The organism is Treponema sp. TIM-1 (assembly GCF_046533115.1).
In the GTDB taxonomy this organism is placed as follows: Bacteria; Spirochaetota; Spirochaetia; order Treponematales; family Breznakiellaceae; genus JAIRMO01.
On the sequence record NZ_JAJQRC010000009.1, the window covers coordinates 12,477 to 34,407 of the forward strand.

The window sequence follows — 21,931 nt, forward strand, 5'->3', positions numbered from 1 at the left end:
CGGATAATGCCGGCGAAGGGAAAACGCCCGCCTGAACAGAGGAACCTACGGGTTCTTTTACGTTTCAGGAACGCGGCTAAACGGCACGATCCCGCATCCTCCCTCCGGTCAGTGTAAGGAGCAGCAAGATGAATGGAAAAAATCATGCTTCCATTGACCCTTTCCTTGTTTTAGGTTTCATGTTTTTTTTGCTTTTTTCCTCCCTTGTTTTTGGGGGAGGAAACCGACAAAAGCCTCCCGCCGGGGAAGCCGCGGCCAGGGAAGTTGTTATCTGGACCTACGATTCCTTTGATTCCGAATGGGGTCCTGGTCCGGAAATTACTAAACGGTTTGAAGCGGAAACGGGGATCACCATTAAGTGGGTGGTTCACGGGGACGCCGGGGAGGTTTTATCCCGGCTGCTTCTGGAAGGAAAAAACGCCGGGGCGGATATTATCCTGGGACTGGACCAAAACATGGCGGATCGGGCCCTGGCCTCGGGGCTTTTTGAAGCCTATAAGCCCCAAGGGGCAGAGTCCCTGTTACCGGAGCTTATCATTGACGAAAATTACCGTTTAATCCCCTGGGATTACAGTTATTTTGCCATTGTCTACGATTCGCAGCGTATCCCCAATCCTCCCCGGAGTCTGGAGGATTTAACCCAGGGGATCTACGCCAAAAAGCTGATCCTGCTGGATCCCCGGACTTCCTCGCCGGGGCTGGGTTTTTTAACCTGGACCCGGGAGGTATACGGCGACGGCTGGAAAGATTATTGGCGGCGGCTCGGCCCCTCTATCCTGACCATAGCCGACGGGTGGAGTTCCGGATACGGTCTCTTTACCGCCGGAGAGGCCCCCCTGGTTTTGTCCTATACCACCAGCCCGGGGTATCACCTGGAGTATGAGGATACCGAACAATACCGGGCCGCCCTTTTTACCGATGGCCATCCTATCCAGATTGAACTGGCGGGACTTTTGGCGGCGGGAAAAAACAAAGAAAACGCCAAACAATTTCTGGATTTTATGCTGAGCCCCGTCTTTCAGGAGGTGATCCCCTTGACCAACTGGATGTACCCGGTGATAGATATTCCCCTGCCCACCTCCTTTAGGATCAACCCCAAGAGTGATAAACCCCTGCGGCCCCGGCCGATAAGCGATAGGGAATTGGACGAGTGGACCGCCCTATCATCCTCCCTGGGCGGCTGATCCGGATCCCATGGGAAAAAGCGGCTATCACCGGTACGAAAATAGGGTTTCCTGGGCCTTCGCCCTGCTGCCCCTGGGAGCGGCGGGGGCGGCCTTTATCCTGCCCTATGCTTCGGCCCTGGCCGGGGGGATCCTACGGGAGGGGGCGGCCCTGCCCGGGGAAACCCTGCTGCCGGTTTTGGCCTTTACGGTCCGGCAGGCGGGACTCAGCACCCTCACCGCCCTGGCCCTGGGGCTTCCCGGGGCATGGCTCTTGGGAACCGGCCGTTTCCGGGGAGCCGCCCTTATCAGGGCCCTCACGGGGATACCCTTTGCCATGCCCCCGATCCTCGTGGTTCTGGGATTTGTCCTTTTTTTCGGGAATTCCGGCTGGATAAACCGTTTTTTTATGGCCGCCACCGGCAGGGAAGAAGGTCCTTTGCGACTCCTCTACCGGCCGGCGGCTATCATCCTGGCACATGGGTTCTATAACTTTCCCCTGGTGATCCGCCTGGTAGGAGACGGTTTAAGCCAGACAAAAAACACCTACGGAGCCGCGGCCGCTTCCCTGGGGGCTTCGGGACTCAAGACGGCCCTGACGATCCTCCTGCCCTTGAGCCTCCCCGCTGTCGCCGCGGCGTCCCTCCTCACCTTTCTTTACAGTTTCACCAGTTTTTCCGTGGTTTTGGTCCTGGGGGGAGGCCCGAAGGCCACCACCCTGGCGGTAGAGATATACCGGTATGCCCGAATATCCCTGGATTATCACCGGGCGGGGCTCCTCGCCCTGGTGGAAACCCTTATCGCGGGAAGTGCTTTTTTAGCGTTTCTTTTTTTTGAACGCCGGGGACGGGCGCTGACGGCGGGGACAGAACTGCGGTACCGGGTTATGGAAAAGCAAAACCGGTCCCTTCCGGCCCGCTTGGGCATAACCCTCTACGGCCTGGTGACGGCCTTTTTTGTCCTGGGGCCCCTGATATCGGTTCCGGTAGAGTCCTTTTTGTATAAGCCCTCCCGGGCCGCTCCCCGGGGATTTTCTCTCCACTGGTGGCGATCCCTGGAAACCGCCGGAACCGTGTTCCCCGCCCTGGGCCGATCCCTGATCCTGGCGGTTCTGTCCGCTACCCTGGCGAGCCTTTTAGCGGTTTTGGCCGCCGCGGCGGTCAAAACCGCCGAAAAACCGCTTCCGGAAAGAAGCGGTTTCCTGGGAACCCTCGTCAGAATAGGCGTTACCGCCCCCCTAAGTTCTTCGGGAATCGTGTTAAGCCTGGGCTGGCTTATGCTCTATGGCAGGGATCATGCCCGATCCCTCTGGGCGGTGGTTTTGATCCACGGGGTTATCGCCCTTCCTTTTGCCTTTAATTCCCTCAGCCAGGGCTTTAACGGCCTGCCGGAAAATCTGCTGCATGCCGCTTCGGTATTCGGCGGGGGACCGGTGAAACGGATCCTCACCGTAGCCCTCCCCCTCTTTTTCCGGCGGATCCGATCCGCCTGGGCGTTTTCCGCGGTTTTAAGTTTGGGGGAACTCAACGCGGTTCTCATGCTGGGGATGGAGGAATGGGAAACCCTGCCCCTCCTCATTTACCGGGCTGCCGGAGCCTACCGGTATGGTACGGCCTGCGCCGGGGGGGCCCTTTTGATTTTATGTTGTGCCGGAGCCTTACTTCTATCAGAAGCAGGTTCCGGAAGGAACGGCCATGGCGCTTGAAGTACGGGGACTGCGAAAACACTACGATAATTTTCTGGTGGATATTGATTTTACGGTGGCCAATGGGGAAACCCTGGTCCTGGCCGGTCCTTCGGGGTGCGGTAAAACTACGGTCCTCAACCTTATCGCCGGGTTTGTCAAGGAAGATACGGGAATTATCCTCATCGACGGGAAGCCGGTCAATCATCTCCCCCCGTGGGAAAGATACGTTTCAGTGGTTTTTCAGGATTTAGCCCTTTTTCCCCACCTAAATGTAGGAAATAATATCGGATACGGTCCCTTTATTCGGGGGATATCCCGCAGGGAGCGGCGAACTATCGTTGAGGAGACCCTCAAGATCGTCCGGCTTTCGGGGTATGTAAAACGGCGGATCCATACCCTTTCCGGGGGAGAACGGCAGCGGGTGGCCATAGCCCGGGCCCTGGCCACGGAACCCAGGGCCCTGCTCCTGGACGAGCCCTTTTCCAGCCTGGACGCCCCCCTGCGGCGGGAATTACGAAAGGAATTTCGGGATATCGGTACCAAAAGCCCAATCCCCCGAATTTTTGTGACCCATGACCGGGAAGAGGCGGCGGTGTTGGGGGACCGGATCGCCCTCATGTCCGGGGGCCGGATCCTGGAGACCGGTTCCGCCCGGGGGCTTTTCCTTGCCCCCAAAACCGAATTCGGCGCCCGGTTTTTCGGGGCCGGCTCGGTTTTCCCCTGCACCGTCACCGGGGAAACCCCGGAAGGGTGGAAGATCACGTCCCCCCTGGGCAAGCTCCTGGTCCCCCGGGGATCAGGATATGATTCCCAAAAGCCCCTGGTCTTTATCCCCCAGGATGCCCTCTCCCCTGCCGGGAAAGGGCATCCCCCAGACCCCGCCGCGGGAAGAGGGGACAATCCGGTCCGGTTTACCGCCCGGTTTAAACAAGGTTTTTTTGAGGGGGAACGGATGATCCTGGAGGCAGAGGCCCCTGGGGGGGCCTTGTTTCGGGCCCCCGGAGGCATCAGGATGGAGCTTCCCCCAAAAAACAGCCCCATGGAATGGCGGCTGGCCCAGGGGCTTATCCGTTTTGTGCTTCCCTCATAACGGAAGGTTGAACCCTATTTAATGAACCAGGAAAAAAACGACTGGAACAGCCCGATAAGGGCACCTAAGATCGCGCCGAAAAAATTTATCCACTTGAGCTGGTCGGCCATCACATCCAGGACTATCCGCTCAACCCGGATCATATCCAGGGAATTTATCCGGTCGGAAACCAGGACCTTTACCTTGATGGAGTTAAGGAAGGCTTCGGTTTGTTCATCCATCATCAAAAGAAGTTTGTGACATAATAGGGTATCGATTCTTGCCTTAGTTCTTTCTTCCACCGCGAAAAGCACCCCAAGGCTGATCTCCCGGTGATTTTCAAAAAAATGGTCCAGGGCAAACCGTATTTTAATATCCATCCCTTCTTTCCCGTTTATCAGGGAAAGAATTTTTTGCCCCAGCCCGGAAAATTCGGAAGCGGTCCACTGACGGATCAGTACTTCCAGGGGACGATTCAGATAGGCCAGGATGAGTTCGGTAAGTATCCGGGTAAAATCTCCGGAAAATTCCTGGCCTGAAACAAAAAGCCGCGCCTTTTCCTGGAGAAAGGCGCTAATCCGCCGGTTCATATGCTCATCATCCATCAGATGTTCCAATTCCAGGATAAGATCGTCAATTATTTCGGGCATCCGTTCGTGGAGGGTCCGGTCGTATTGACCGGCGGAAATAAAAAGGCGCTGAAAGACGTTTAATTTAAGGATAGTTTTATTGAGAAAGATACGGCCGTGGGTTTCCAGCGCCCGGTGGATATCTTCTTTTTTTAAAAATTGTATAAAAGAACCGGTCAACACCGGACCGGCCTGCTCTACCACCCGGGTAATGGCGTATTCAAGGGCCGGCATTGAAGAATTGATGCCTTCCCGGACTATTCTTTCCACCGCATCTTCCAGTTCCCCGGAATTACCCAAAATATCCCGGATGGTACGGTTCCCATAGGTATCCGCCAGGGTGGAAAAGAGTTGGTCCATGACCGAGTTAAAGGCCGGGGAAGTAATAAATCCCCGGGCAAGCCTGGTGAGGAGCTCCCGAATATCCTCATCCGGAGATACAGGGCTTTTATCGGTCATGGCCGCCGGGACCGGGGAAATTTGTTCCAGGGGCGTGGTAAGAATCTGTTCCGTATAATGGGCCAAGGATTCCCGGATATACTCCTGAACATCGGGGTGATGGAGCCGGGCCTTTATGATCTCCGCCGTAAAGAGTTCCCGCTCAACCATGGTCCCGATGCTGTCCGCGAGTTTATACCGCTGCCTGGGCAGTATCCCCGGGGTAAAGGGCAGACGGATCCCCCAAAAGATAATCCCCCGGAGGGGACGAAAAAGCATTTTGATTGCCACCGCATTGGTGATATACCCTATTAAGGCGCCCACCAGCGGGGGGAGCAGCCATCCCAAGAGGGGCTTCATAGAGGCATAGACTCCGCGGCGGTTTTTGCCTGGGCCTCGTTATCATAAATCCGAATCATAGCTTCCCGTAACCATCCCCGATAATTCCCCTCCACCAGGACCCAGGATTCAAAGTCCCCCCGGTAATCTACCGTCTTCCGTTCCAGAACCCGCACCAGGGAACTTCTTCTCAGGTATCCTAAGGATTCCGAGCCCGGAACCGGCTCCTTTACTACCTGAATATAGGAAACGTTTACCACCCCGTAACCCAGAACATCCCGGGATAGGGGGGGGGTCGGGGGGGGAATAAGCGCGGCATCTCCGGAGCCGCGGTTGCAGGAATCAAGGACAATAAGGGATAGAAGGATAAAAAAAAGCAGACCCGGTTTCAAAATGGCGGATTTTGAAACAGCCGCCACGGAAACGTTCCAAAAACTGAATTGCGGGGAAATTCGCTTGGATTCAGGGGGAAAAATGGTTTGGAAGGCCCTTTTCCCCAGGCCGGTCTCACCGGATCCAAGATTTGCACCCCAGGGGGGACGGAATCGTATCCCTTGATCGATTATGCCCGGTACATATATGCTCATATAATGAATAATATATATTTTTTTAGAATATTAGTCAGCCTTTTATATATTTTTTTTACCGTCTTTCCTCTGGCGGGGGAAACGGAACCGGTCCCCAAGTCCGAAACAAGCTATGTTCTTTCGGTGTCCCCGGTTTTCGGTTTTTTATACGGACAGGTCGAAGAACTGGTATATAAAACGACCGACGGCGATACCTTATTAAGCCAGCTTACTTGGGATATAAAGCCCCTCTTCTTGTGGGGTTTTTCTTTGGATGTAAACCGCCGTTATCCCCTGGAAAAGCTGGGGTTTGTGTCGAATTTAACCGCCCGATTTTCCTTTCCTGCTCAGACCGGGATTATGGAAGACCGGGATTGGCAGGCCCCGGGGGATGGCTTGTCCCATTTTTCCTCCCATAATAATTATACCCATTGGGCCACGCTCATAGAGCTTAAGGCGGGTATTTCGGTACCCCTATTATCCAGGATGTTGTTTAAATTTTACGGCGGTTTTAATTATATGTATTATAGTTGGACTGCCCTGGATGGTTACTCCCAATACGGGACGGAGATTGCGCCCGGTGTTTATACCCCCTGGACTGAAAATATTCCCAAGGTTTTCCAATATGGGCCGGTGATTTCCTATACCCAGAATTGGTTTATCCTAACCCCCGGCATTTCTTTCTATATTCCCTACCGTTTTTTTGCTGCCACCATAGATTTCCAGATAAGCCCCCTAATAATCTGTTTGGATGAGGATCACCATCCTTTGCGGAATCCGCCCCTACAGTTTAACGATTATATGTTCGGAGGCATTTTTCTTGAACCTTCGGGAGAATTTATCTTTTCCCTGCATGAAAAAATCGCTCTCTCCGCATTTATTTCTTACCGGTTTATCAAAGGGCCCCGGGGATTAACCATCATAAAAGATCTGACCAACAATATTACCCTCCGGGACAACAATAAAGCGGGGACGGCCTATTCCGCCCTAAATGGAGGACTTTCACTGAAGATACGGATTTAGGGGACCCCTGGAAACTTCAGCTTTCAGGGGTTTCCTTTGGGAGATACTGCAGTTTCATTCGTCATGTTGCAGGTGCCTGAGATAACCAAAAAGTTTACGGTCCGAATCGGCAAAGTCCAATTTTTCCATCTCCCCAAAACCGGCCCAGCGCCATTCGCTATGCTCCTTTAGGGTGAAGTCCCTGCCGCAGAAATAGATCCGGTAGGCGTTTAAGGTATGGGTAACACCACGGTGATCAAAGGAAACGGTTCCCAAAATCTCACCGATTTTTATGGAAACCTGGAATTCCTCATCGTATTCCCGGATAAGGGCATCCTCATCGGACTCCCCCGCTTCCGCCTTACCGCCGGGGAATTCCCATTTTTCGCCTAAGTCCCCGCCGGGTAAACGCCGGGCAATAAAAAATTTTTCCCCCTCCAGCGCTATCCCCGCCACCGATCTCCGAACCGCCACTTAAAGAAACAACACCGTTGGAAAAAGAAAATGCAGCAGGGCCGATGCGATAGCGGCAAACCCTAACCATCGTTTGTTTTTTGCGATAATCCCTTCAACTAGCTCAGATTTTTCCGATCCAATGCTGGTTTTGGTACGGTAGTAGTCAAAAACAAGGATAAAGCCCACAAGTAAGCCCAGTACCGCCGGTAACAGGTCCCCAATTACCGGAATATCCCCCTGTATTGAAGAAAGAAGTTTTAATAAACCACTGACCAGGGTCAAAATTCCCAAAACCAAACGGACGGTCTCGTTATTCAAGGAGAAGTACGGGCCGGTTTCAATAAGCCCCTCCCGCTCCTTATCCTCCATGGCCAGAACATACCCTGAAACCACGTTAAAAAAAATGGACAAAAAATAAAATTGGATCATGCAAATTCCCCATTCAGAACGGTTTTTGTGTCTACGGAACCTTTCCCAAATCCGGTTGGTTCCGGAAAGGCTTTTGAAACAGTCTCTATAAGTCTAAGAATACTCCATTACGTATTTCAGGTCAAGAAAGGATCGGGAAGGATGGATCGGAAAGGCAAAAAAAAGTATTGGGGGAGGAGGTTCCCAAGGGTCAAATTTTAAAACCTCCCCTGTTCATTCGGTTTTTATCCGTAAGTTAAGGTATTCTTCTCCGGCCCGCATAAGGAACAGCAATTCCTGAGCCTCGAAGGGAACCGTTATCCGGTATTCTTCTTCCGGTTCCGGGGAAAAAAACACCCGGCGGTTTGCCAGGGGAAGCTCTCCGGGGGGGGCCTCCCCGGACTTTACATAAACGGAGACGGCGATGTCCACTATCCCCGTATAGGCTTCTGTTTTTCCCGGGACGGTTTTTTTTATAACGATATAGGAGGAGCCCTCAAACCTCATGGCGGAGAGGGTAAGGGAATTCCCCCCCAGGGTAGACCGATCATTCCGGGAAGAAAAATAGGAGGTAATAAAAATGCCGATGACCAATATAACCACGGACATAAAAAGGAAGGTGAGGGGTTTGGTAGCGGTGAGGGTTCCAAACAGGCTGGGCCGCCTTACCGGAGTCGGATCATTTAACTCCCGAACCGCCGGGGATGCCCGTTCCAGGCGCCGGGTCCGGGAATAATAAAATACCAGTTCCTGTTCGGCTTTTTCTATCCCGGCTGCGGATTTTTCCCGGGACTCCCCCGGGGGGGGCTGAGATTCTTCCATAAAATTAAGCTCCTCCATAGGCTAATTTTTACAGCCAGGCCCTGCCGGCCAGGGAAGCGGCTCGTTCCGCCAGATCCAGGGGATCCACAAAACGATGGGCCTTATCCGGGGCCCTGCCGATTTCCGCCAGCAACGCCGCCGCCGCCGCCGCGCAGGTATACCCGTCGTAATACCCCCCCCGCTTCATTCGGGCGGCAATGGCAAGACAAAACCCCGCCAAAAGGTCGCCGCTTCCCCCGGCGGCCAGAACCGGGGCCATGCCGTCTACGATTCCCACCCGCCCGTCTTCCCCGGCAATGATGAGCACATGGGATTTAAAAAGGATCACGGCCCGTATTTTCCGGGCAGTATCGGCGATGACGGGGACGGCCGCCGATAAAATTTTTTCCTTGGGGAGCCCGGTAAAGGCCGCAAATTCCCCCAGGTGGGGGGTCAGGATGGTGTTGCCGTGAAAGGTTAGGTCCCGGGACAGGGCGATAGCATCCGCATCCAGGATCAGGGGGAATCCTGCCGCTTCCCGGTCCAATGCCCCGCGCAGAACCGGAAGCCGTTCCGGGGTTCTTCCCCAACCGGGCCCCAGGAGTATCGCATCGGGGGAAAAGCGATTTTCCTCCGGGGCATCCGCCCCTTCCCCGGCCTTTACCGGGGCCACCATGATGCCTCCCGCGGAAACAGCAAGGATCGGATACAGGGCTTCGTCGACCAAAAGCCGGACTATCCCTGCCCCTGCGGCCTGGGCGCCCCGGGCGGCAATCCGGGCGGCCCCGGCGCTTCCCGGAGATCCCGCGTGGATTTCCGCCACCCCCCGTTCATATTTATAGGCGTCGGGCCCTATGGGGGGGACCCGGTGTCGGACCTGGTTCCAGGTCAGCAGTTCCGGGCCCTCAAAGGCTTGCATCAGGCCCGGGGGGAAAATACCCTCCACGGACCGGATGATCCCGGCAAAAACCCGGGCCCCCGGGCTGTAGAGGCACAATTTTTTCGGATCAATGGCCAGGGTAAGATCCGCCGTTATGATGGGCATGGAAGGTTCAAAAAGGTCAAAATTCCCGGAGGGGATATCAATGGAAACGATCCGGGGCTTTCCCACGCCGGAACCGCCGGTTTCCGCCTTTTTTTTACATTCCCCAATCCACGCGGCCATCTCCCCGGCAACTCCGGAAAGGGGGCCTTGCAAACCCGTTCCCGCGATACCGTCGATGATAATATCCGCCCGGGCCAATACGGCCCGTTGGTCAATTCCGGACGTATCGTTTTTTGGTATGGTTCCCTGCCAGGGATATACCGAAACCCCCATCTTATCCAGCGCCCGCAGGGCGCTGGAACGGGGACTGCGATCTTCGGCGCCGGGCATACGGTTTATTACCACCGCGGCAGCGGCGGGAGAAACATGGCCGTCCAGGATAAGGGCCCGCAGCATAACCATGGCATCGGCACCGTTGTTTCCCGAGCCCACCGCCGCGGCGATCTTCGGGGAAGAAGCGGAAAAAAGGCCGGGATACGCCTCGGTAAGGATCCGGGCGCACCCGCGGCCCGCGGCTTCCACCAGCGCGAAGGGATCCAGGCCCCAGGAGGGGGCCTGGGCATCCAAGGCCTGGGCGGATCCCGCGGAAAAAAGCCGTTCCCCGGCAGAAGAAACCGGGAAATCCCCCGGGATGTGCCTTCCGGTCATGATGAAATATCCCCTATTAATTCATCGGTTCTCCACCAGACCATACGGATCTCCCAGTCCGTGGCCAGGAGGGCGGATAATATACCCTCCGAGGAAAGATTAAAGGTATTAAATTGCAGCTCCTCATTATCCACCCGGATAAACCCCCGCCGCTGTTCCTGGGATTCCGATGATAGGATCAAAATGGAATACCCGCCTTCCACGGGAAAATAAAGAAAAATCTTGTCCGTTTCTATAACCCCCAGCATCGAATAAAACATATTTTCGCTTACCTTCCGGTTGTTCTGGATAACCAGGGATTCATAAAAGGGGACCTCCACGGTCCTGCTATAGATTCCGGTTTCCACATCCATAATCCAGATAACCGAACTGTCGGGTTCATTTCCGGACCGGGTATTGGTGGAGGCGTCATAGGTGTCCCGGTAATAATCGACTTTTAGATATAGTTTTCGCTCATCCGGGGATGCACAGAGGGTATTTACAAAGGGGATAACCAAATCCCGGTCAGGGGGAACGGGAATACCCTCATTCCCCAGTTGGATGAGGTACAGGAGCGTCCCGGAAGCGTCAAACCAATAGGTATTCCATCCGGTGGAAAGGCGGCAAACGACCACCAATTCATCGTTAGCCGAGGTATAAATCCCGATAATATTGGGAAAAGGGGTCCCCCCTACCCCTTCCTGGCCGAGATATTTTACAAAACGGCCGTCAATATCAAAATGAAGTACCCGTCGGTCCAGCATGGCTTTATTTTCCGCATCAAAACGATCCTGCCCCTGGGGAACCCGGTCTTCCACATAGATATGTTTACGGGAATCTACGGCGATAATTCCCGGTTCCTGGAGGGGATATGCGTAGGCCCAGCGGGTAACAATCCCTTGATTTTCATTGTTCCGCCGCAGGATAAGGGGGGGCGGATTTTGTTCGTCGTTATAAATCATAAAGAGCAGATCCCCATATGAATTGTATCGAACGACTTTTCCCCCGTTCCCGTTGGAGATATACAATAACCCATCCCGCATGGCTATATCGGTTTTCCGGTTACTCCGGGCTCCCTCAAGATTAAAAAGATCAATTTGATCTTCCAGCCTTCCAATATTAATAGTGAAAAGATCCTTGCGGGTGATGGAAGGGATCTTTTCCCGAAAACACCCCCCTAATAGTACCAAACTCATAGAAACGATAAAAAATATTTTCCGCATAAAAAACCTTTGACCGGACCGGAACCTTATCAATGCTTTTATAAGTTTACTCGCCCCCCGGGGAATATTCAATGCCATTCGAGCCACCCGGTTGGTTTTGAAACAGCCTGATCCATGGCCCCATCAAAAAAACTCCCTTGCCTTCAAATGGCTCGGGGACTATACTGAATTCATACCATACGGGGAGTTATTTTATGGATAAAAACGCAATCTTGGATCGGGCGAAGGAATATATAACCAAAGAAACAAACCCTCTTTTCAGCGCCGAGGTGGAAAAACTCCTGACCGCCGGAGATTTTACGGAACTGGAGGATCGGTTCTACCGGAACCTGGAGTTCGGCACCGGGGGGCTGCGGGGGGTGATAGGAGGCGGGTATAACCGGATGAATACCCTGGTGGTCAAAAGCGCCACCCAGGGCCTTGCCGGCTACCTCCTCAAGGCCGTGCCCGGCAAGGCCGCGGCGGGGACCCTGAAAGCGGTGATCGCCTATGATAGCCGCCATTATTCGGCGGAGTTTGCCGAAGCCTCGGCGTTGATCTTTGCCGCCAACGGAATCAAGGCCTACCTCTTTTCCTCCCTCAGGCCCACCCCGGAGCTGTCCTTCGCCATCAGGTATCTGGGCTGCGATACGGGGATCGTGGTTACCGCCAGCCACAATCCCCCCCAATACAACGGGTACAAGGCCTACTGGAACGACGGGTCCCAGGTTATCCCCCCCCACGATCAGGGGATCATTGACGAGGTAAATGCCGTTACGGAGATAAAAGAAATAAGCCAGGACGAAGCCCTCCGCCGGGGGTTCCTGGAGATAATCGATAGAGAAGTGGACGAGCCCTATCAGTCCATGGTAAAAAGCCGTCTCTTCCGGCCGGATCTGATCAAGGCCAAGGCCGGAGAAGTGAAGATCGTCTATACCCCCCTCCACGGTACCGGGGCGAAACATGTGGAAAAGGTCCTCGGAGACCTGGGACTCAAGGTCATTACCGTTCCCGAGCAGCGGGAGGGGAACGGAGACTTCCCCACGGTGGCCTTCCCCAACCCCGAGGAAGCGGCAGCCCTGGATATGGCAATACAATTGGGGAAAAAGGAAAAGGCCGATGTGGTAATGGCCACCGACCCCGACGCGGACCGTTTTGGTATTGCCGTTCCCGACAAGGACCGGGGGAGAAAAGCCTACACCCTGCTGACGGGAAACCAACTGGGGGCGCTCCTGGCGGACTATATATTCCTTTCCCTTAACGAGTTGGGGAAGATGCCGGCAAAACCGGTGATGGTTAACACCATCGTTACCACGGGAATGCAGAAGCGGGTGGCGGCCTCCTACGGGGTGGAATGTATTGAATGCCTGACGGGTTTTAAATGGATCGCCGATGTCATGCGCCGTTATGAACAGGACGGGAGCGGCAAGACCTTTGTGTTCGGTACCGAGGAAAGTTATGGGTTCCTCGTGGAAACGGAGGTTCGGGACAAGGACGGGGTTTCCGCTGCCGCCCTTACCGCGGAGATGACCCTCTATTGGCGGAGCCTGGGAAAAAGCCTCCTGAACCGCCTGGATGAACTCTATAGGAAAAACGGTTATTGGCAGGAACTGGGGATCTCCAAATACTTTCCGGGCCCCGAAGGACCGGCCATCATGAAGGGGATCATGGATACGTACCGGAGCAATCCTCCGGCTATCCTGGGGGGGATCAAGGTAACCGGGGTTCGGGACCTGGCCCGGGGCAGCGGGGAGCTTCCCGCCAGCGATGTCCTTCAGTTTTTCCTTGAGGACGGAACCGTGGTCAGCGCCCGGCCCAGTGGTACCGAACCGAAGATAAAATTTTACGCCACCTGCTGCGCCGATGTGGGAAAAGGCGGGCTGCAGGCGGCCAGGGAAGAAGCGGCCCGGAAACTGGAGGCGATTAAAGGGGATATAAACCGGGTAATCGGAAATTAACCGGGTTTTGAAACTGGCTCAGGCCTTCAGGAATTTTACGTTTTTTTGGGGTAAGCACTTTTATTTTTTCCTCTTTAAGGATATTCTAAGCTCTAAGGAAGCTGTTTCAAAAACCGAAGTTTCGGGTCAGCCTCTCTTCTATATTATTTTGCTGTTTTTTGGGGGAGGTAAGGATGAAACCTCATTTTATACCGGTTTATGTGGGTTTTCTCGCGGTCCTGGTGGTATTTTCCTCCTGTTCGATCAACAAAATGGCGATCCGGGCGGTATCCAACGCATTAACCGGGGAAGGAAGCAGTACCGTCTTTACCGGAGATCCGGATCCCAAGTTGGTGGGGGATGCCCTTCCCTTTGCGATAAAAATGTATGAAACCCTCCTTTCCGCCAATCCCGGACATCAAGGCTTGATCCTCACCACGGGTTCCCTCTTTATTATGTATGCCAATGCCTTTATTCAGGGACCGGCGGAATTTTTACCCGTCACCGAGTATGAAACCCGGCTGGCCGCTCTGGAACGGGCAAAAAAATTCTACCTCCGGGGGGCGGACATCCTCTATGGGGGCCTGGATAAAAAGTATCCCGGATTCAGCGGGGCCTCGTCCCTTGAGGGTACCCTGGAACCCTATCTGGCCCGGATGAAAAAGGGCGATGTACCCTTCCTCTACTGGACCGCCGCGGGCTACCTCTCCGCCTATTCCCTGGATCCCTTTGACCTGGCCCTGGGCCGCCGGGTGCCGGATCTGATGTTCCTCATCGACCGGGCCTATGCCCTGGATCCTGATTTTAACCACGGGGCGCTGGATGAATTTTACATCCTCGCCCTCTCTTCCCTGCCCGAATCCATGGGGGGGGATAAAACCCGGGTTGAGGAGCATTTTCACCGGGCCCTGGAAAAGTCCCGGGGGCTCCTGGCGGGACCCTATGTCTCCTATGCCCAGGCGGTCTCGATCCCCGCCCAGGATTATGATACCTTTAAAGCCTATCTGGAAAAGGCCCTGGCCATGGATGTGGATGCCGATCCCGGCAGCCGCCTGATGAATATCATTGCCCAACAGAAGGCCCAAAACCTTTTGGACACGGTTTCCGATTATTTTATTGATATTGACACCGGTGAGGAATGGGATAGTGATGAGTAACGGAGGCGATTCCGAAACACCGGATTCTTAAAGGGCGTAACGCCGAAAAGGAGCAATGATATGTTGCATAAGAAATTTGTCCGCTTTCCCCTTATTCTCTTCGCTTTTTTGTTCTGCGTTATGCCCGCCGATTTTCTTTACCCCCAGCGCCAGCGGAAGATTACCATCAACCTGGCATCTTCCCTCCCGCGGAATTCCCCCTGGGGAAGGACCCTGGATCGGATATCCGCCGAGTGGAGCCGGACCACCAATGGGGAGGTAAATTTACACATCCTCCATCAGTATCCCGGCTCCGAGGGGGATTACCTAATGAAACTCCGGCAGGATAAGATCCAGGCGGCGATCTTCACCAGTATCGCCCTCAATTCGGTGGCCCCGGAAGTTATGGCCCTGAGCATTCCCTTTCTTATCCGGAATAATGAGGAACTGGACGCGGTATTACAAGAGGTACGGCCTATCCTCAATTCCCGGATTGAAGAAGAAGGGTATATCAATATGGTTTTGGTCAAAGCGGGCTGGGTCAAGATCTTTTCCCGAAGCCCCGTATATACCCCCCAGGATCTTAAACGTCTTAAAGTAGGGACCAACCCGGATGAACAGGAAATTATGGATGCCTTCAGGACCATGGGGTTCCAGATGGTCCGGGCAAATTTGACCGATGTGGCCCAGCGGCTCAACAGCGGGATGATCGACGCGATTTACCAAAGCCCTATCTCCGTTTCCGCCTTTCAGCTTTACCGGGTCGCCAAGCACATGAGTACCGTCAACCTCGCTCCCTTCATGGGGGGGGTGCTGATGAGCAAACACGCCTGGGCCAGAATCCCCGCCCAGTACCAGGCGCCCCTTTTGGAAATAGTCCGGCGGGCGGGTGCGGAAATTGAAAATTCCTTCCAGCGGGGAGAGGAAGAGGCTATAGCCAATATGAGGCAAAACGGGGTAAGCATAAACCAGGCAACCCCCCAGCAGGAACAGGAATGGTACCGGGAAATAAGCCGGCATATTCCGGATTTGGTTAACCGGAATGTTTTCCACCGGGGAATGTACGAGCGGATCCAGGCCATACTTCAGGATTACCGGGGACAGCATCCATGAACGGGCCGGAGAAATCCCGGGGGACCGCTGTCCTTATCTTGATTGAAAACGTCTTCTGTGTTCTTTCCCTGGTTCTTCTCGCCCTGCTTCCCGTGACGGAGGCGGTGGCGCGGATATTTTTTAACACCGGTATCAACGGATCTTCCCAGGTTATGATCCATCTCCTCCTTTGGGTGGGGATGCTCTCCGGAATGGCCGCCACCCGGAATGAGGAACACCTTGCCATTGCCCTGGTTCAGTATTTTTCCGGGGAGGGGATCAAATACCGGCTCCGGGTTTTTGTAAACCTCCTCTCCGCTTTTGTGGTGACGGTTATCGCCTGGACCGCTCCGGCGTTTATCAGAATCGGTCTTTCAGGAAAGCTGATCGGTTTTATTCCGGATCGCCTGTTTGCCCTGATCATCCCCCTGGGATACGGGGTTATCGCCTGCCGTTTTGCCCGGCGGACCGGGCTTTCAGGCCGGAAGCGGATATTTCCCATTCTGGCCATAGTTCTGGGGACCCTGGTGTCCTTTCCATCCATAGCAAAATTTATCTGGGAATTCGATCTTCCCCTCTGGGCCTATGATCTGTCGGATCTTTTTTATCTGGGGGCCGTGTATCTTAAAGTACCGGCGGTGATCTTCCTCCTCCTCGCCGCCTTGGCAGGAACCCCCCTCTTTGTGATCATGGGAGGGCTGGTTCTCATCCTGCTGCAGGCCGCGGGGAGTCAAGTTGATACGGTAGCCACCGACATTTATTCAGCCCTGACCAATGACAACATCATCGCCATTCCCCTTTTTACGCTGGTGGGATTTTTCCTCTCGGAAAGCAAGGCCGGCATACGGCTGGTGGAAACCTTCCGCAGCCTCTTTTCCTGGCTTCCCGGGGGGATGATCATCGCCACGGTGATTATCTGCGCCTTCTTCACCTCCTTTACCGGCGCATCGGGGGTAACGATCCTGGCGCTAGGGGGGATCCTCTTCAGTATCCTGTCGGAGCATGTTAAATACCCGGAAAAATTCTCCATCGGTCTCCTTACTTCCGTGGGGAGTGTGGGCCTTCTCTTTCCCCCTAGTCTCCCCCTGATCCTGGTGGGGGCCATGGCCCAGCTCAATGTTTTCCACATATTTTTAGGGGGCCTTATCCCCGGTATCATCCTGGTTGTCGCGGTGATCATCTTCGGGATTATCGCATCCGTCAAGGTTAAAATTCCCGTGGAACCCTTTAACCCCAAAAGGGCCCTCCGCTCCCTTAAGGGGTCGGCTTTAGAGATTATCCTGCCCTTTTTCCTGGTGGTGAGTTATTTTACGGGTTTCCTCTCCCTGGTGGAAATAGGCGGCGTGGCGGTAATCTATATTTTTATCACCGAAGTGCTGGTCCACCGGGATATTACCCTGTCACAGGTCCCCCAGGTATTCCTCAAGTCGGTTCCCATTATCGGTGGGGTCCTGGCCATCCTGGCCCTGTCCCAGTCCCTGTCTTTTTATATTGTGGACACCAACGCGCCGATGATCCTCGCGGACTGGATGTTGGAAACCGTCAGTTCCAAATTCCTCTTTCTCCTGCTCCTCAACCTCTCCCTCCTCGTGGTGGGGTGCCTGATGGACATCTTTTCCGCGATCCTCATCGTCTTACCCCTGATAACTCCCCTGGGTATGGCCTATGGAATCGATCCGGTGCATCTAGGGATCATCTTCATCACCAACCTGGAAGTGGGCTTCCTTACCCCTCCGGTGGGGCTCAACCTTTTCCTGGCGAGTTACCGGTTCCACAAGCCCTTTGTGGATATATGCCGCTATGTTTTTCCCTTTCTTCTCATCCAACTGGTGGTGGTACTCCTCGTGACCTATATCCCGGCTCTTTCCACCTTCCTCACCCGGTTTTTCTAAAACCCTCAGGAAGGAGGAGAGAAGGCGGGCCGGTACTGCCGGGAGCTTGGGGATATTTAGAGCAAGCCCCTGAAAACCGTGGTTTCCAGGGGCTTGCTTACGGATTTTCCCGCAATTCGTAGAGCTGCTTCAGGTTACGGAGCTTAAAGGTCGCCTTCTCCTGGATCTGCCGGACCCGTTCCCGGGTTATACCCAAAAGTTTGCCCGTTTCTTCCAGGGTGAGGGGCCCTTCTCCGGTAAGTCCGAATCTGAGTTGGATGATCTTCATCTCCCGTTCCGAAAGATGGGACAGAATATCCTCCATGGTTTCCTGAAGGGTCATGGAAAAGACCATTTCAAAGGGTTCTTCCATGGTATCATCTTTGATAAGATCCGCAAGACGGGTCAGATTACCGTCGTCCACGATGGTATCCAGGCTGGTGGTTTCTTGAGAAAGTTTGACGATCTCCTTTACCTTGGCAATGGATACCCCCAAATATTCGGATAATTCTTCCTCACTTGGGTCTCTGCCCAGATCCTGGGTTAGTTGTTTAGCCACAAAGTAGCATTTCTTTATGGTGTTCAGCATGTGGATGGGGATACGGATCACCCGTCCCTTATCGGCGATACTCTTAATGATGGCCTGCCGGATCCACCAGGTACCATAGGTTGAAAAACGACAGCCCCTGGTATAATCAAACCGCTCCACCGCTTCTATAAGCCCAATATTACCCTCATCAATAAGATCAAGCAGGGACAAACCCCGGTGTTGGTAATTTTTTGCGATAGAAACGACCAGACGTAAATTAGAGTTGATCATCCGGTTTTTATATAAAAGCAGCGAGTTTTCCAGACCGGAACGCTCTTTTTGATACGCCCCATCCTCTTCCCTTTCCTCGTATTCCTTGGCAAGGTTCTGTATCTGCTGCCGCAATACCACGATCCGTTCCCCGATTAACTGTTCTTCCTGAACGGTTAAGAGCGGATATTTTGAAATCTGTTTGAAATAAAGAGCCAATGGATCTGTTTCTTTGGATGCCTTCGGTTTCTTTGTATTTTTCATTGATGAGAGATCTGATGTTCTTTTTTTTGCACGGCCTCTCTCCGTGCCAACATCACTCATAGGATATAAAACCCCTTTTCTTCCTGTCTGCTTACTTTTTCCCAAAATAGATACCGTTCTTGCCATATTACCACCTTTTCAGGCTTTAGCTGTATTTTTATATACTGAAACTATCTGTGAAAATATTCAGGCTCCTTAAGCTCTGGGGGCACGGGCCGGATCCATGGGATTACTATTCCGGTATACCATAAAAAACAACTGAGGCTTTTCGGATACCGCATCAATACCTAATTTTCCCAGTTCTGTTCCCGGAGCAACCCTGTCGCCTACCTTTACCGAAAGACTTTCACAACCGCCATATACGTACAAATAACCTCCTGTAGCCTGTATTATCGCAACCTTTCCAAAGCCGCGGTAAGGTCCCGCGGATACTACCGTCCCCGGGACAAGATTCCGTATGGATTCTGATTTCTCCCCTAAAACCACTACCCCGTTGAGTTTCCCCGTCATATAGGACACTTCTTGAGCCCGCACCGGCCAGGAAATGGAAGCGTCCACCTGCCTGGTTTCCATGGAACGGGTAACGACCGCGGCCGCCGGACTTGGGCGCCCTTCCCGGGGGACCGCCGGGGAAACTGCCGGAGCAGCGGCGGCGGCCGGAAGGGGAATACGCAATAGATCGCCCGCCTTTAACATATAATTTTCCGTGATTTTATTGGCATCCCGAAGGGTCTGGAGGGTAATACCATAGGTCCGGGCTATCCCATAAAAGGTTTCTCCCCTGGCTACCCGGTGTTCCTTAAAAGCCGTGGGGGCGGAAATTTGAAACCCTCCGGGTATTTTAATACGCTGTCCCACTTGAATCCGTAAGACATCCGTATCGGTCATACCATTCAGGGATAAAACATCTTTGACGCTAACCCCATAAGACCGGGCTATAGAATAAATAGTATCCCCCCTTTTTATCACATGAACCGTTTCTTCAGCGGATATAAACGCTGCCAAAAGTAAAAGGAGATAAAAAAAGCTGTCTTTGAGCCTCATATTGGTTCATTATCGGCATTTTTAATTCCCTACTATATGAGATTTATAGTCTGTTTTCGGATAATTCACAAGCAGTTTTTCCTGGAATTGGTTAAGTAATCATAATATACTACTATTATTTTTAGTTTTGTACAAAAAAAAAACAATTTCTCATTTTTTGACCAAAATGCGGGCTGAAGAAGGACATTGATGAGGACAACTCCCTAAAAAAGGGGTGATTCCCTTTTGCCGGAGGATTTGTTTGCGGAAAGGCCCCTGCCCCACGGCTCCATCCGGGGACATATTCTTTGGAGGTGGCGGGAGTCGAACCCGCGTCCTAATACGCGAAATACCGATCTCTACAGGTTTAGCCGCATTTTATATTGTCGGGATGGGCTTGGCTTTGCGGCCCGCGGCCCGTCCGTATTCCGAAAATATCTCGTCGCCCCCCGTCCGGAAGCGGAGCTTGACCAGCCTTGATTGCGACGGAAATTCGGCCCCTCAAGGCGGCGGAGCCGGTTCCCGCGTTCCGCTGTTTATGCAGCGAGAGCGTAACTGTCGTAGTCGGCAGTTAAATTGTTGCCGAATGTTAGGAGCTCGGCACTCCACCTGCAACCTGCACCCCGAACCGTACCAGTCGAAACCGGTGCACCCCCGGATCACAAAAAAACCAGCAATATACCAGCTTTCCGGGCCTTATCTCTTTCACAAACCCCTAAATAGTAGTATATTAAGCACATAGGTAATGGTCAATAGGTAGCGGGAATGAAAACACCGTCCCTCTTACTTGATCTATCGATATTAGCGGGATAGGGTTATTTATATAGCTTTTTTATACCAAAATCCAAGGGAAATACCTCCTCATGGTTGAGTTAAAAGAAACGGAAGAACTCCTGGTCAGGGAAATAGAAGCATATCTGGACTCACGATTTCCCGAAGATGCGGTGTTGGTCCGTCAGCGTTTTATCTGCCTGAAGGCCCTGGGAGAAGCGGTTTCCTCCTTTCCTTCGGTACGGGATGCCCATACCCTGCGGGGAGTATTCCGGAACGAGGAAAAACTGATAGAAGCCCTCTGCGATTTTATGCCGTCGGCCCGGCTGTTCCATATTCCGACAAAAATCGTGGCAACCAGGAGTTATTTGATTGCCAAGGCCCATGCATTTTCCCTGCTTTCCATTCTGGTCCAGGATACGGATAGGTTTTATACCCCGGTACGAAGGGTTATATTTTCCATTATTTGTACGATTATGACCGAGGAGGTCTATTTATCGTTTTTATCCGACCCCGTCTTTTCCGCAGATATTAAATTCCGCCTGGCCAATGACCTCATCTCCCTGTGGGACAGCGGAACCGACCCCCGATCGGTACAGCATTTGCCGGCCCTGGAAGCCCTCTGGACAGCCCGGGACGTGACTCCCCCCAGCTTTGGCACCATGGACGGGGCCAGTGAATTGATCCGGATCTCCCTGGATCTGGAGAAGGATTGGCGGGACTTTCTGGTGTCTCAGACGGCCAATGATGAAACCCGGTGGGCCCTGGAGGAATTTCTTTTCGGCCTCTCCTATGAAGAAATCACCGAGGTCCGTTCCCGGCTTAGACGTTTTGGGGTAAGCGCGGTTAATTATGACGAAATCCCCTCTTTTTTGGGGAGCAAACCCGCCTATACCGAGGTAACCAACACCGATCCCCGGGCTATTTACGATTTTTACGTGGATCGACGGGACGCGGCGGCCTTTCGCAAACGGATCTCCGCCCCCGGGCCCAAACGGACCCTGGAAGAAACCTACCTGCGTTACCGCGTTACCCAGGAATGAACGCCCTGGATCCCCGTGTATTTGAGGTCCGCCATATTGACCGCCGGCCCTCACGGGCGGATCCTTTTCATTCGTATTGCTGAATTTCGTTAAAAACATACTCCAACCGTATTCCGGCTTTTTTAAACATGGCCTCGGAGTCATCCGCGTCATGGTAACGCCGCTGGCATACTACCCGGAGGATGCCGCAGTTGATGATCAGCATGGCGCAGGTTCTGCAGGGGGTCATCCGGCAGTACAGGGTAGCCCCGGCAATGGCTATCCCCCGTTTGGCGGCCTGGCAGATGGCGTTTTGTTCCGCGTGAACCGTCCTGACACAGTGGGTGGTAATGCTTCCATCCTCGTGTACCATCTTTTTAAACTGATGCCCCACTTCATCGCAGTGGGGCAGCCCAGCGGGGGCCCCCACATAACCGGTCACCAGGATCTGGTTGTCCTTGGCGATCACGCATCCCGATCGTCCCCGGTCACAGGTGGCCCGCTTGGCGATAGCGTCACAGACCTCCATAAAATATTCATCCCAACTGGGCCTTTTATACGGTTCCGTCATGATAATTCCCCCA

The 21,931-nt window shown here is 53.5% G+C and carries 19 protein-coding genes and 1 other RNA gene; 9 read left to right on the plus strand and 11 right to left on the minus strand.

Annotation, left to right across the window (positions count from 1 at the left end; all coding sequences use genetic code 11):
- Nucleotides 1-128 precede the first annotated feature (128 nt).
- Genes LQZ21_RS05675 through LQZ21_RS05685 form a run of 3 tightly spaced genes read left to right on the plus strand, consistent with a single transcriptional unit; the run spans nucleotide 129 to nucleotide 3,940 of the window.
- Nucleotides 129-1,184: a thiamine ABC transporter substrate-binding protein gene (locus tag LQZ21_RS05675; RefSeq protein WP_411043269.1), complete on the plus strand. Its 1,056-nt coding sequence runs from the start codon at nucleotides 129-131 to the stop codon at nucleotides 1,182-1,184.
- Nucleotides 1,185-1,194: 10 nt separating this feature from the next.
- Nucleotides 1,195-2,868, plus strand: coding sequence for an ABC transporter permease (locus LQZ21_RS05680; protein ID WP_411043270.1), 1,674 nt, complete (start codon nucleotides 1,195-1,197; stop codon nucleotides 2,866-2,868).
- The gene (locus LQZ21_RS05685) at nucleotides 2,858-3,940 is read left to right on the plus strand and encodes an ABC transporter ATP-binding protein (RefSeq protein ID WP_411043271.1); all 1,083 of its coding nucleotides are present in this window, start codon (nucleotides 2,858-2,860) and stop codon (nucleotides 3,938-3,940) included. The genes LQZ21_RS05680 and LQZ21_RS05685 overlap by 11 nt, the downstream gene beginning before the upstream one ends.
- A gap of 14 nt (nucleotides 3,941-3,954) precedes the next feature.
- Here the strand turns inward: LQZ21_RS05685 and LQZ21_RS05690 are convergent, their stop codons facing one another.
- Together LQZ21_RS05690 and LQZ21_RS05695 are read right to left on the minus strand one after the other, a co-directional pair.
- Complete coding sequence (locus LQZ21_RS05690) at nucleotides 3,955-5,346, minus strand: DUF445 family protein (RefSeq protein ID WP_411043272.1); 1,392 nt, start codon at nucleotides 5,344-5,346, stop codon at nucleotides 3,955-3,957.
- Nucleotides 5,343-5,912: a hypothetical protein gene (locus tag LQZ21_RS05695; protein ID WP_411043273.1), complete on the minus strand. Its 570-nt coding sequence runs from the start codon at nucleotides 5,910-5,912 to the stop codon at nucleotides 5,343-5,345. Before LQZ21_RS05695 ends, LQZ21_RS05690 begins: the two co-directional genes overlap by 4 nt.
- A 3-nt stretch (nucleotides 5,913-5,915) precedes the next feature.
- Between LQZ21_RS05695 and LQZ21_RS05700 the strand changes: the two genes are divergently transcribed.
- Nucleotides 5,916-6,914 (plus strand): omptin family outer membrane protease, encoded by a 999-nt coding sequence (locus LQZ21_RS05700; RefSeq protein ID WP_411043274.1) that lies wholly within the window; start codon nucleotides 5,916-5,918, stop codon nucleotides 6,912-6,914.
- Nucleotides 6,915-6,968: 54 nt separating this feature from the next.
- Here LQZ21_RS05700 and LQZ21_RS05705 read toward each other — a convergent pair whose 3' ends face one another.
- From LQZ21_RS05705 to LQZ21_RS05725, 5 genes are all read right to left on the minus strand, one after another.
- Nucleotides 6,969-7,367: a (deoxy)nucleoside triphosphate pyrophosphohydrolase gene (locus LQZ21_RS05705; RefSeq protein ID WP_411043275.1), complete on the minus strand. Its 399-nt coding sequence runs from the start codon at nucleotides 7,365-7,367 to the stop codon at nucleotides 6,969-6,971.
- Nucleotides 7,368-7,778: a hypothetical protein gene (locus LQZ21_RS05710; RefSeq protein ID WP_411043276.1), complete on the minus strand. Its 411-nt coding sequence runs from the start codon at nucleotides 7,776-7,778 to the stop codon at nucleotides 7,368-7,370.
- Between the two features lie 213 nt (nucleotides 7,779-7,991).
- Nucleotides 7,992-8,579 carry a hypothetical protein gene (locus LQZ21_RS05715; RefSeq protein ID WP_411043277.1) on the minus strand — a complete coding sequence of 196 codons (588 nt, stop codon included), beginning with the start codon at nucleotides 8,577-8,579 and terminating at the stop codon, nucleotides 7,992-7,994.
- A 28-nt stretch (nucleotides 8,580-8,607) separates the two neighbouring features.
- A complete protein-coding gene (locus LQZ21_RS05720) occupies nucleotides 8,608-10,251 on the minus strand; it encodes an NAD(P)H-hydrate epimerase (protein WP_411043278.1) in 1,644 nt (547 codons plus the stop codon).
- Nucleotides 10,248-11,453: an LIC_12708 family protein gene (locus LQZ21_RS05725; RefSeq protein WP_411043279.1), complete on the minus strand. Its 1,206-nt coding sequence runs from the start codon at nucleotides 11,451-11,453 to the stop codon at nucleotides 10,248-10,250. The genes LQZ21_RS05720 and LQZ21_RS05725 overlap by 4 nt, the downstream gene beginning before the upstream one ends.
- A gap of 194 nt (nucleotides 11,454-11,647) precedes the next feature.
- Between LQZ21_RS05725 and LQZ21_RS05730 the strand changes: the two genes are divergently transcribed.
- From LQZ21_RS05730 to LQZ21_RS05745, 4 genes are all read left to right on the plus strand, one after another.
- Nucleotides 11,648-13,390, plus strand: coding sequence for a phospho-sugar mutase (locus LQZ21_RS05730; RefSeq protein WP_411043280.1), 1,743 nt, complete (start codon nucleotides 11,648-11,650; stop codon nucleotides 13,388-13,390).
- 173 nt (nucleotides 13,391-13,563) lie between these two features.
- Complete coding sequence (locus LQZ21_RS05735; protein ID WP_411043281.1) at nucleotides 13,564-14,526, plus strand: TRAP transporter TatT component family protein; 963 nt, start codon at nucleotides 13,564-13,566, stop codon at nucleotides 14,524-14,526.
- A 60-nt stretch (nucleotides 14,527-14,586) separates the two neighbouring features.
- Nucleotides 14,587-15,618, plus strand: coding sequence for a TRAP transporter substrate-binding protein DctP (gene dctP / locus LQZ21_RS05740; RefSeq protein ID WP_411043282.1), 1,032 nt, complete (start codon nucleotides 14,587-14,589; stop codon nucleotides 15,616-15,618).
- On the plus strand, nucleotides 15,615-17,489 hold the full coding sequence (locus LQZ21_RS05745; RefSeq protein WP_411043283.1) for a TRAP transporter large permease: 1,875 nt from the start codon (nucleotides 15,615-15,617) through the stop codon (nucleotides 17,487-17,489). The genes dctP and LQZ21_RS05745 overlap by 4 nt, the downstream gene beginning before the upstream one ends.
- 97 nt (nucleotides 17,490-17,586) lie before the next feature.
- Here the strand turns inward: LQZ21_RS05745 and LQZ21_RS05750 are convergent, their stop codons facing one another.
- The 3 genes from LQZ21_RS05750 to ssrA all read right to left on the minus strand — a co-directional run bounded on the left by LQZ21_RS05750 (nucleotide 17,587) and on the right by ssrA (nucleotide 20,210).
- Complete coding sequence (locus LQZ21_RS05750; protein WP_411043284.1) at nucleotides 17,587-18,531, minus strand: sigma-70 family RNA polymerase sigma factor; 945 nt, start codon at nucleotides 18,529-18,531, stop codon at nucleotides 17,587-17,589.
- 195 nt (nucleotides 18,532-18,726) lie between these two features.
- Nucleotides 18,727-19,419 (minus strand): peptidoglycan DD-metalloendopeptidase family protein, encoded by a 693-nt coding sequence (locus tag LQZ21_RS05755; protein ID WP_411043285.1) that lies wholly within the window; start codon nucleotides 19,417-19,419, stop codon nucleotides 18,727-18,729.
- Between the two features lie 443 nt (nucleotides 19,420-19,862).
- Nucleotides 19,863-20,210, minus strand: a transfer-messenger RNA (tmRNA) gene (gene ssrA, locus LQZ21_RS05760).
- A gap of 207 nt (nucleotides 20,211-20,417) precedes the next feature.
- Here ssrA and LQZ21_RS05765 point away from each other — a divergent pair.
- The gene (locus LQZ21_RS05765; protein ID WP_411043286.1) at nucleotides 20,418-21,368 is read left to right on the plus strand and encodes a hypothetical protein; all 951 of its coding nucleotides are present in this window, start codon (nucleotides 20,418-20,420) and stop codon (nucleotides 21,366-21,368) included.
- A gap of 67 nt (nucleotides 21,369-21,435) precedes the next feature.
- Here LQZ21_RS05765 and LQZ21_RS05770 read toward each other — a convergent pair whose 3' ends face one another.
- Nucleotides 21,436-21,918: a deoxycytidylate deaminase gene (locus LQZ21_RS05770; protein ID WP_411043287.1), complete on the minus strand. Its 483-nt coding sequence runs from the start codon at nucleotides 21,916-21,918 to the stop codon at nucleotides 21,436-21,438.
- Nucleotides 21,919-21,931 lie beyond the last annotated feature (13 nt).

Coding starts and splice junctions, on each gene's coding strand:
- LQZ21_RS05675 (WP_411043269.1), top strand. CDS start 129: ATGAATGGAAAAAATCATGCTTCCATTGACCCTTTCCTTGTTTTAGGT.
- LQZ21_RS05680 (WP_411043270.1), top strand. CDS start 1,195: ATGGGAAAAAGCGGCTATCACCGGTACGAAAATAGGGTTTCCTGGGCC.
- LQZ21_RS05685 (WP_411043271.1), top strand. CDS start 2,858: ATGGCGCTTGAAGTACGGGGACTGCGAAAACACTACGATAATTTTCTG.
- LQZ21_RS05690 (WP_411043272.1), bottom strand. CDS start 5,346: ATGAAGCCCCTCTTGGGATGGCTGCTCCCCCCGCTGGTGGGCGCCTTA.
- LQZ21_RS05695 (WP_411043273.1), bottom strand. CDS start 5,912: ATGAGCATATATGTACCGGGCATAATCGATCAAGGGATACGATTCCGT.
- LQZ21_RS05700 (WP_411043274.1), top strand. CDS start 5,916: ATGAATAATATATATTTTTTTAGAATATTAGTCAGCCTTTTATATATT.
- LQZ21_RS05710 (WP_411043276.1), bottom strand. CDS start 7,778: ATGATCCAATTTTATTTTTTGTCCATTTTTTTTAACGTGGTTTCAGGG.
- LQZ21_RS05715 (WP_411043277.1), bottom strand. CDS start 8,579: ATGGAAGAATCTCAGCCCCCCCCGGGGGAGTCCCGGGAAAAATCCGCA.
- LQZ21_RS05720 (WP_411043278.1), bottom strand. CDS start 10,251: ATGACCGGAAGGCACATCCCGGGGGATTTCCCGGTTTCTTCTGCCGGG.
- LQZ21_RS05725 (WP_411043279.1), bottom strand. CDS start 11,453: ATGCGGAAAATATTTTTTATCGTTTCTATGAGTTTGGTACTATTAGGG.
- LQZ21_RS05730 (WP_411043280.1), top strand. CDS start 11,648: ATGGATAAAAACGCAATCTTGGATCGGGCGAAGGAATATATAACCAAA.
- LQZ21_RS05735 (WP_411043281.1), top strand. CDS start 13,564: ATGAAACCTCATTTTATACCGGTTTATGTGGGTTTTCTCGCGGTCCTG.
- dctP (WP_411043282.1), top strand. CDS start 14,587: ATGTTGCATAAGAAATTTGTCCGCTTTCCCCTTATTCTCTTCGCTTTT.
- LQZ21_RS05745 (WP_411043283.1), top strand. CDS start 15,615: ATGAACGGGCCGGAGAAATCCCGGGGGACCGCTGTCCTTATCTTGATT.
- LQZ21_RS05750 (WP_411043284.1), bottom strand. CDS start 18,531: ATGAAAAATACAAAGAAACCGAAGGCATCCAAAGAAACAGATCCATTG.
- LQZ21_RS05755 (WP_411043285.1), bottom strand. CDS start 19,419: ATGACCGATACGGATGTCTTACGGATTCAAGTGGGACAGCGTATTAAA.
- LQZ21_RS05765 (WP_411043286.1), top strand. CDS start 20,418: ATGGTTGAGTTAAAAGAAACGGAAGAACTCCTGGTCAGGGAAATAGAA.
- LQZ21_RS05770 (WP_411043287.1), bottom strand. CDS start 21,918: ATGACGGAACCGTATAAAAGGCCCAGTTGGGATGAATATTTTATGGAG.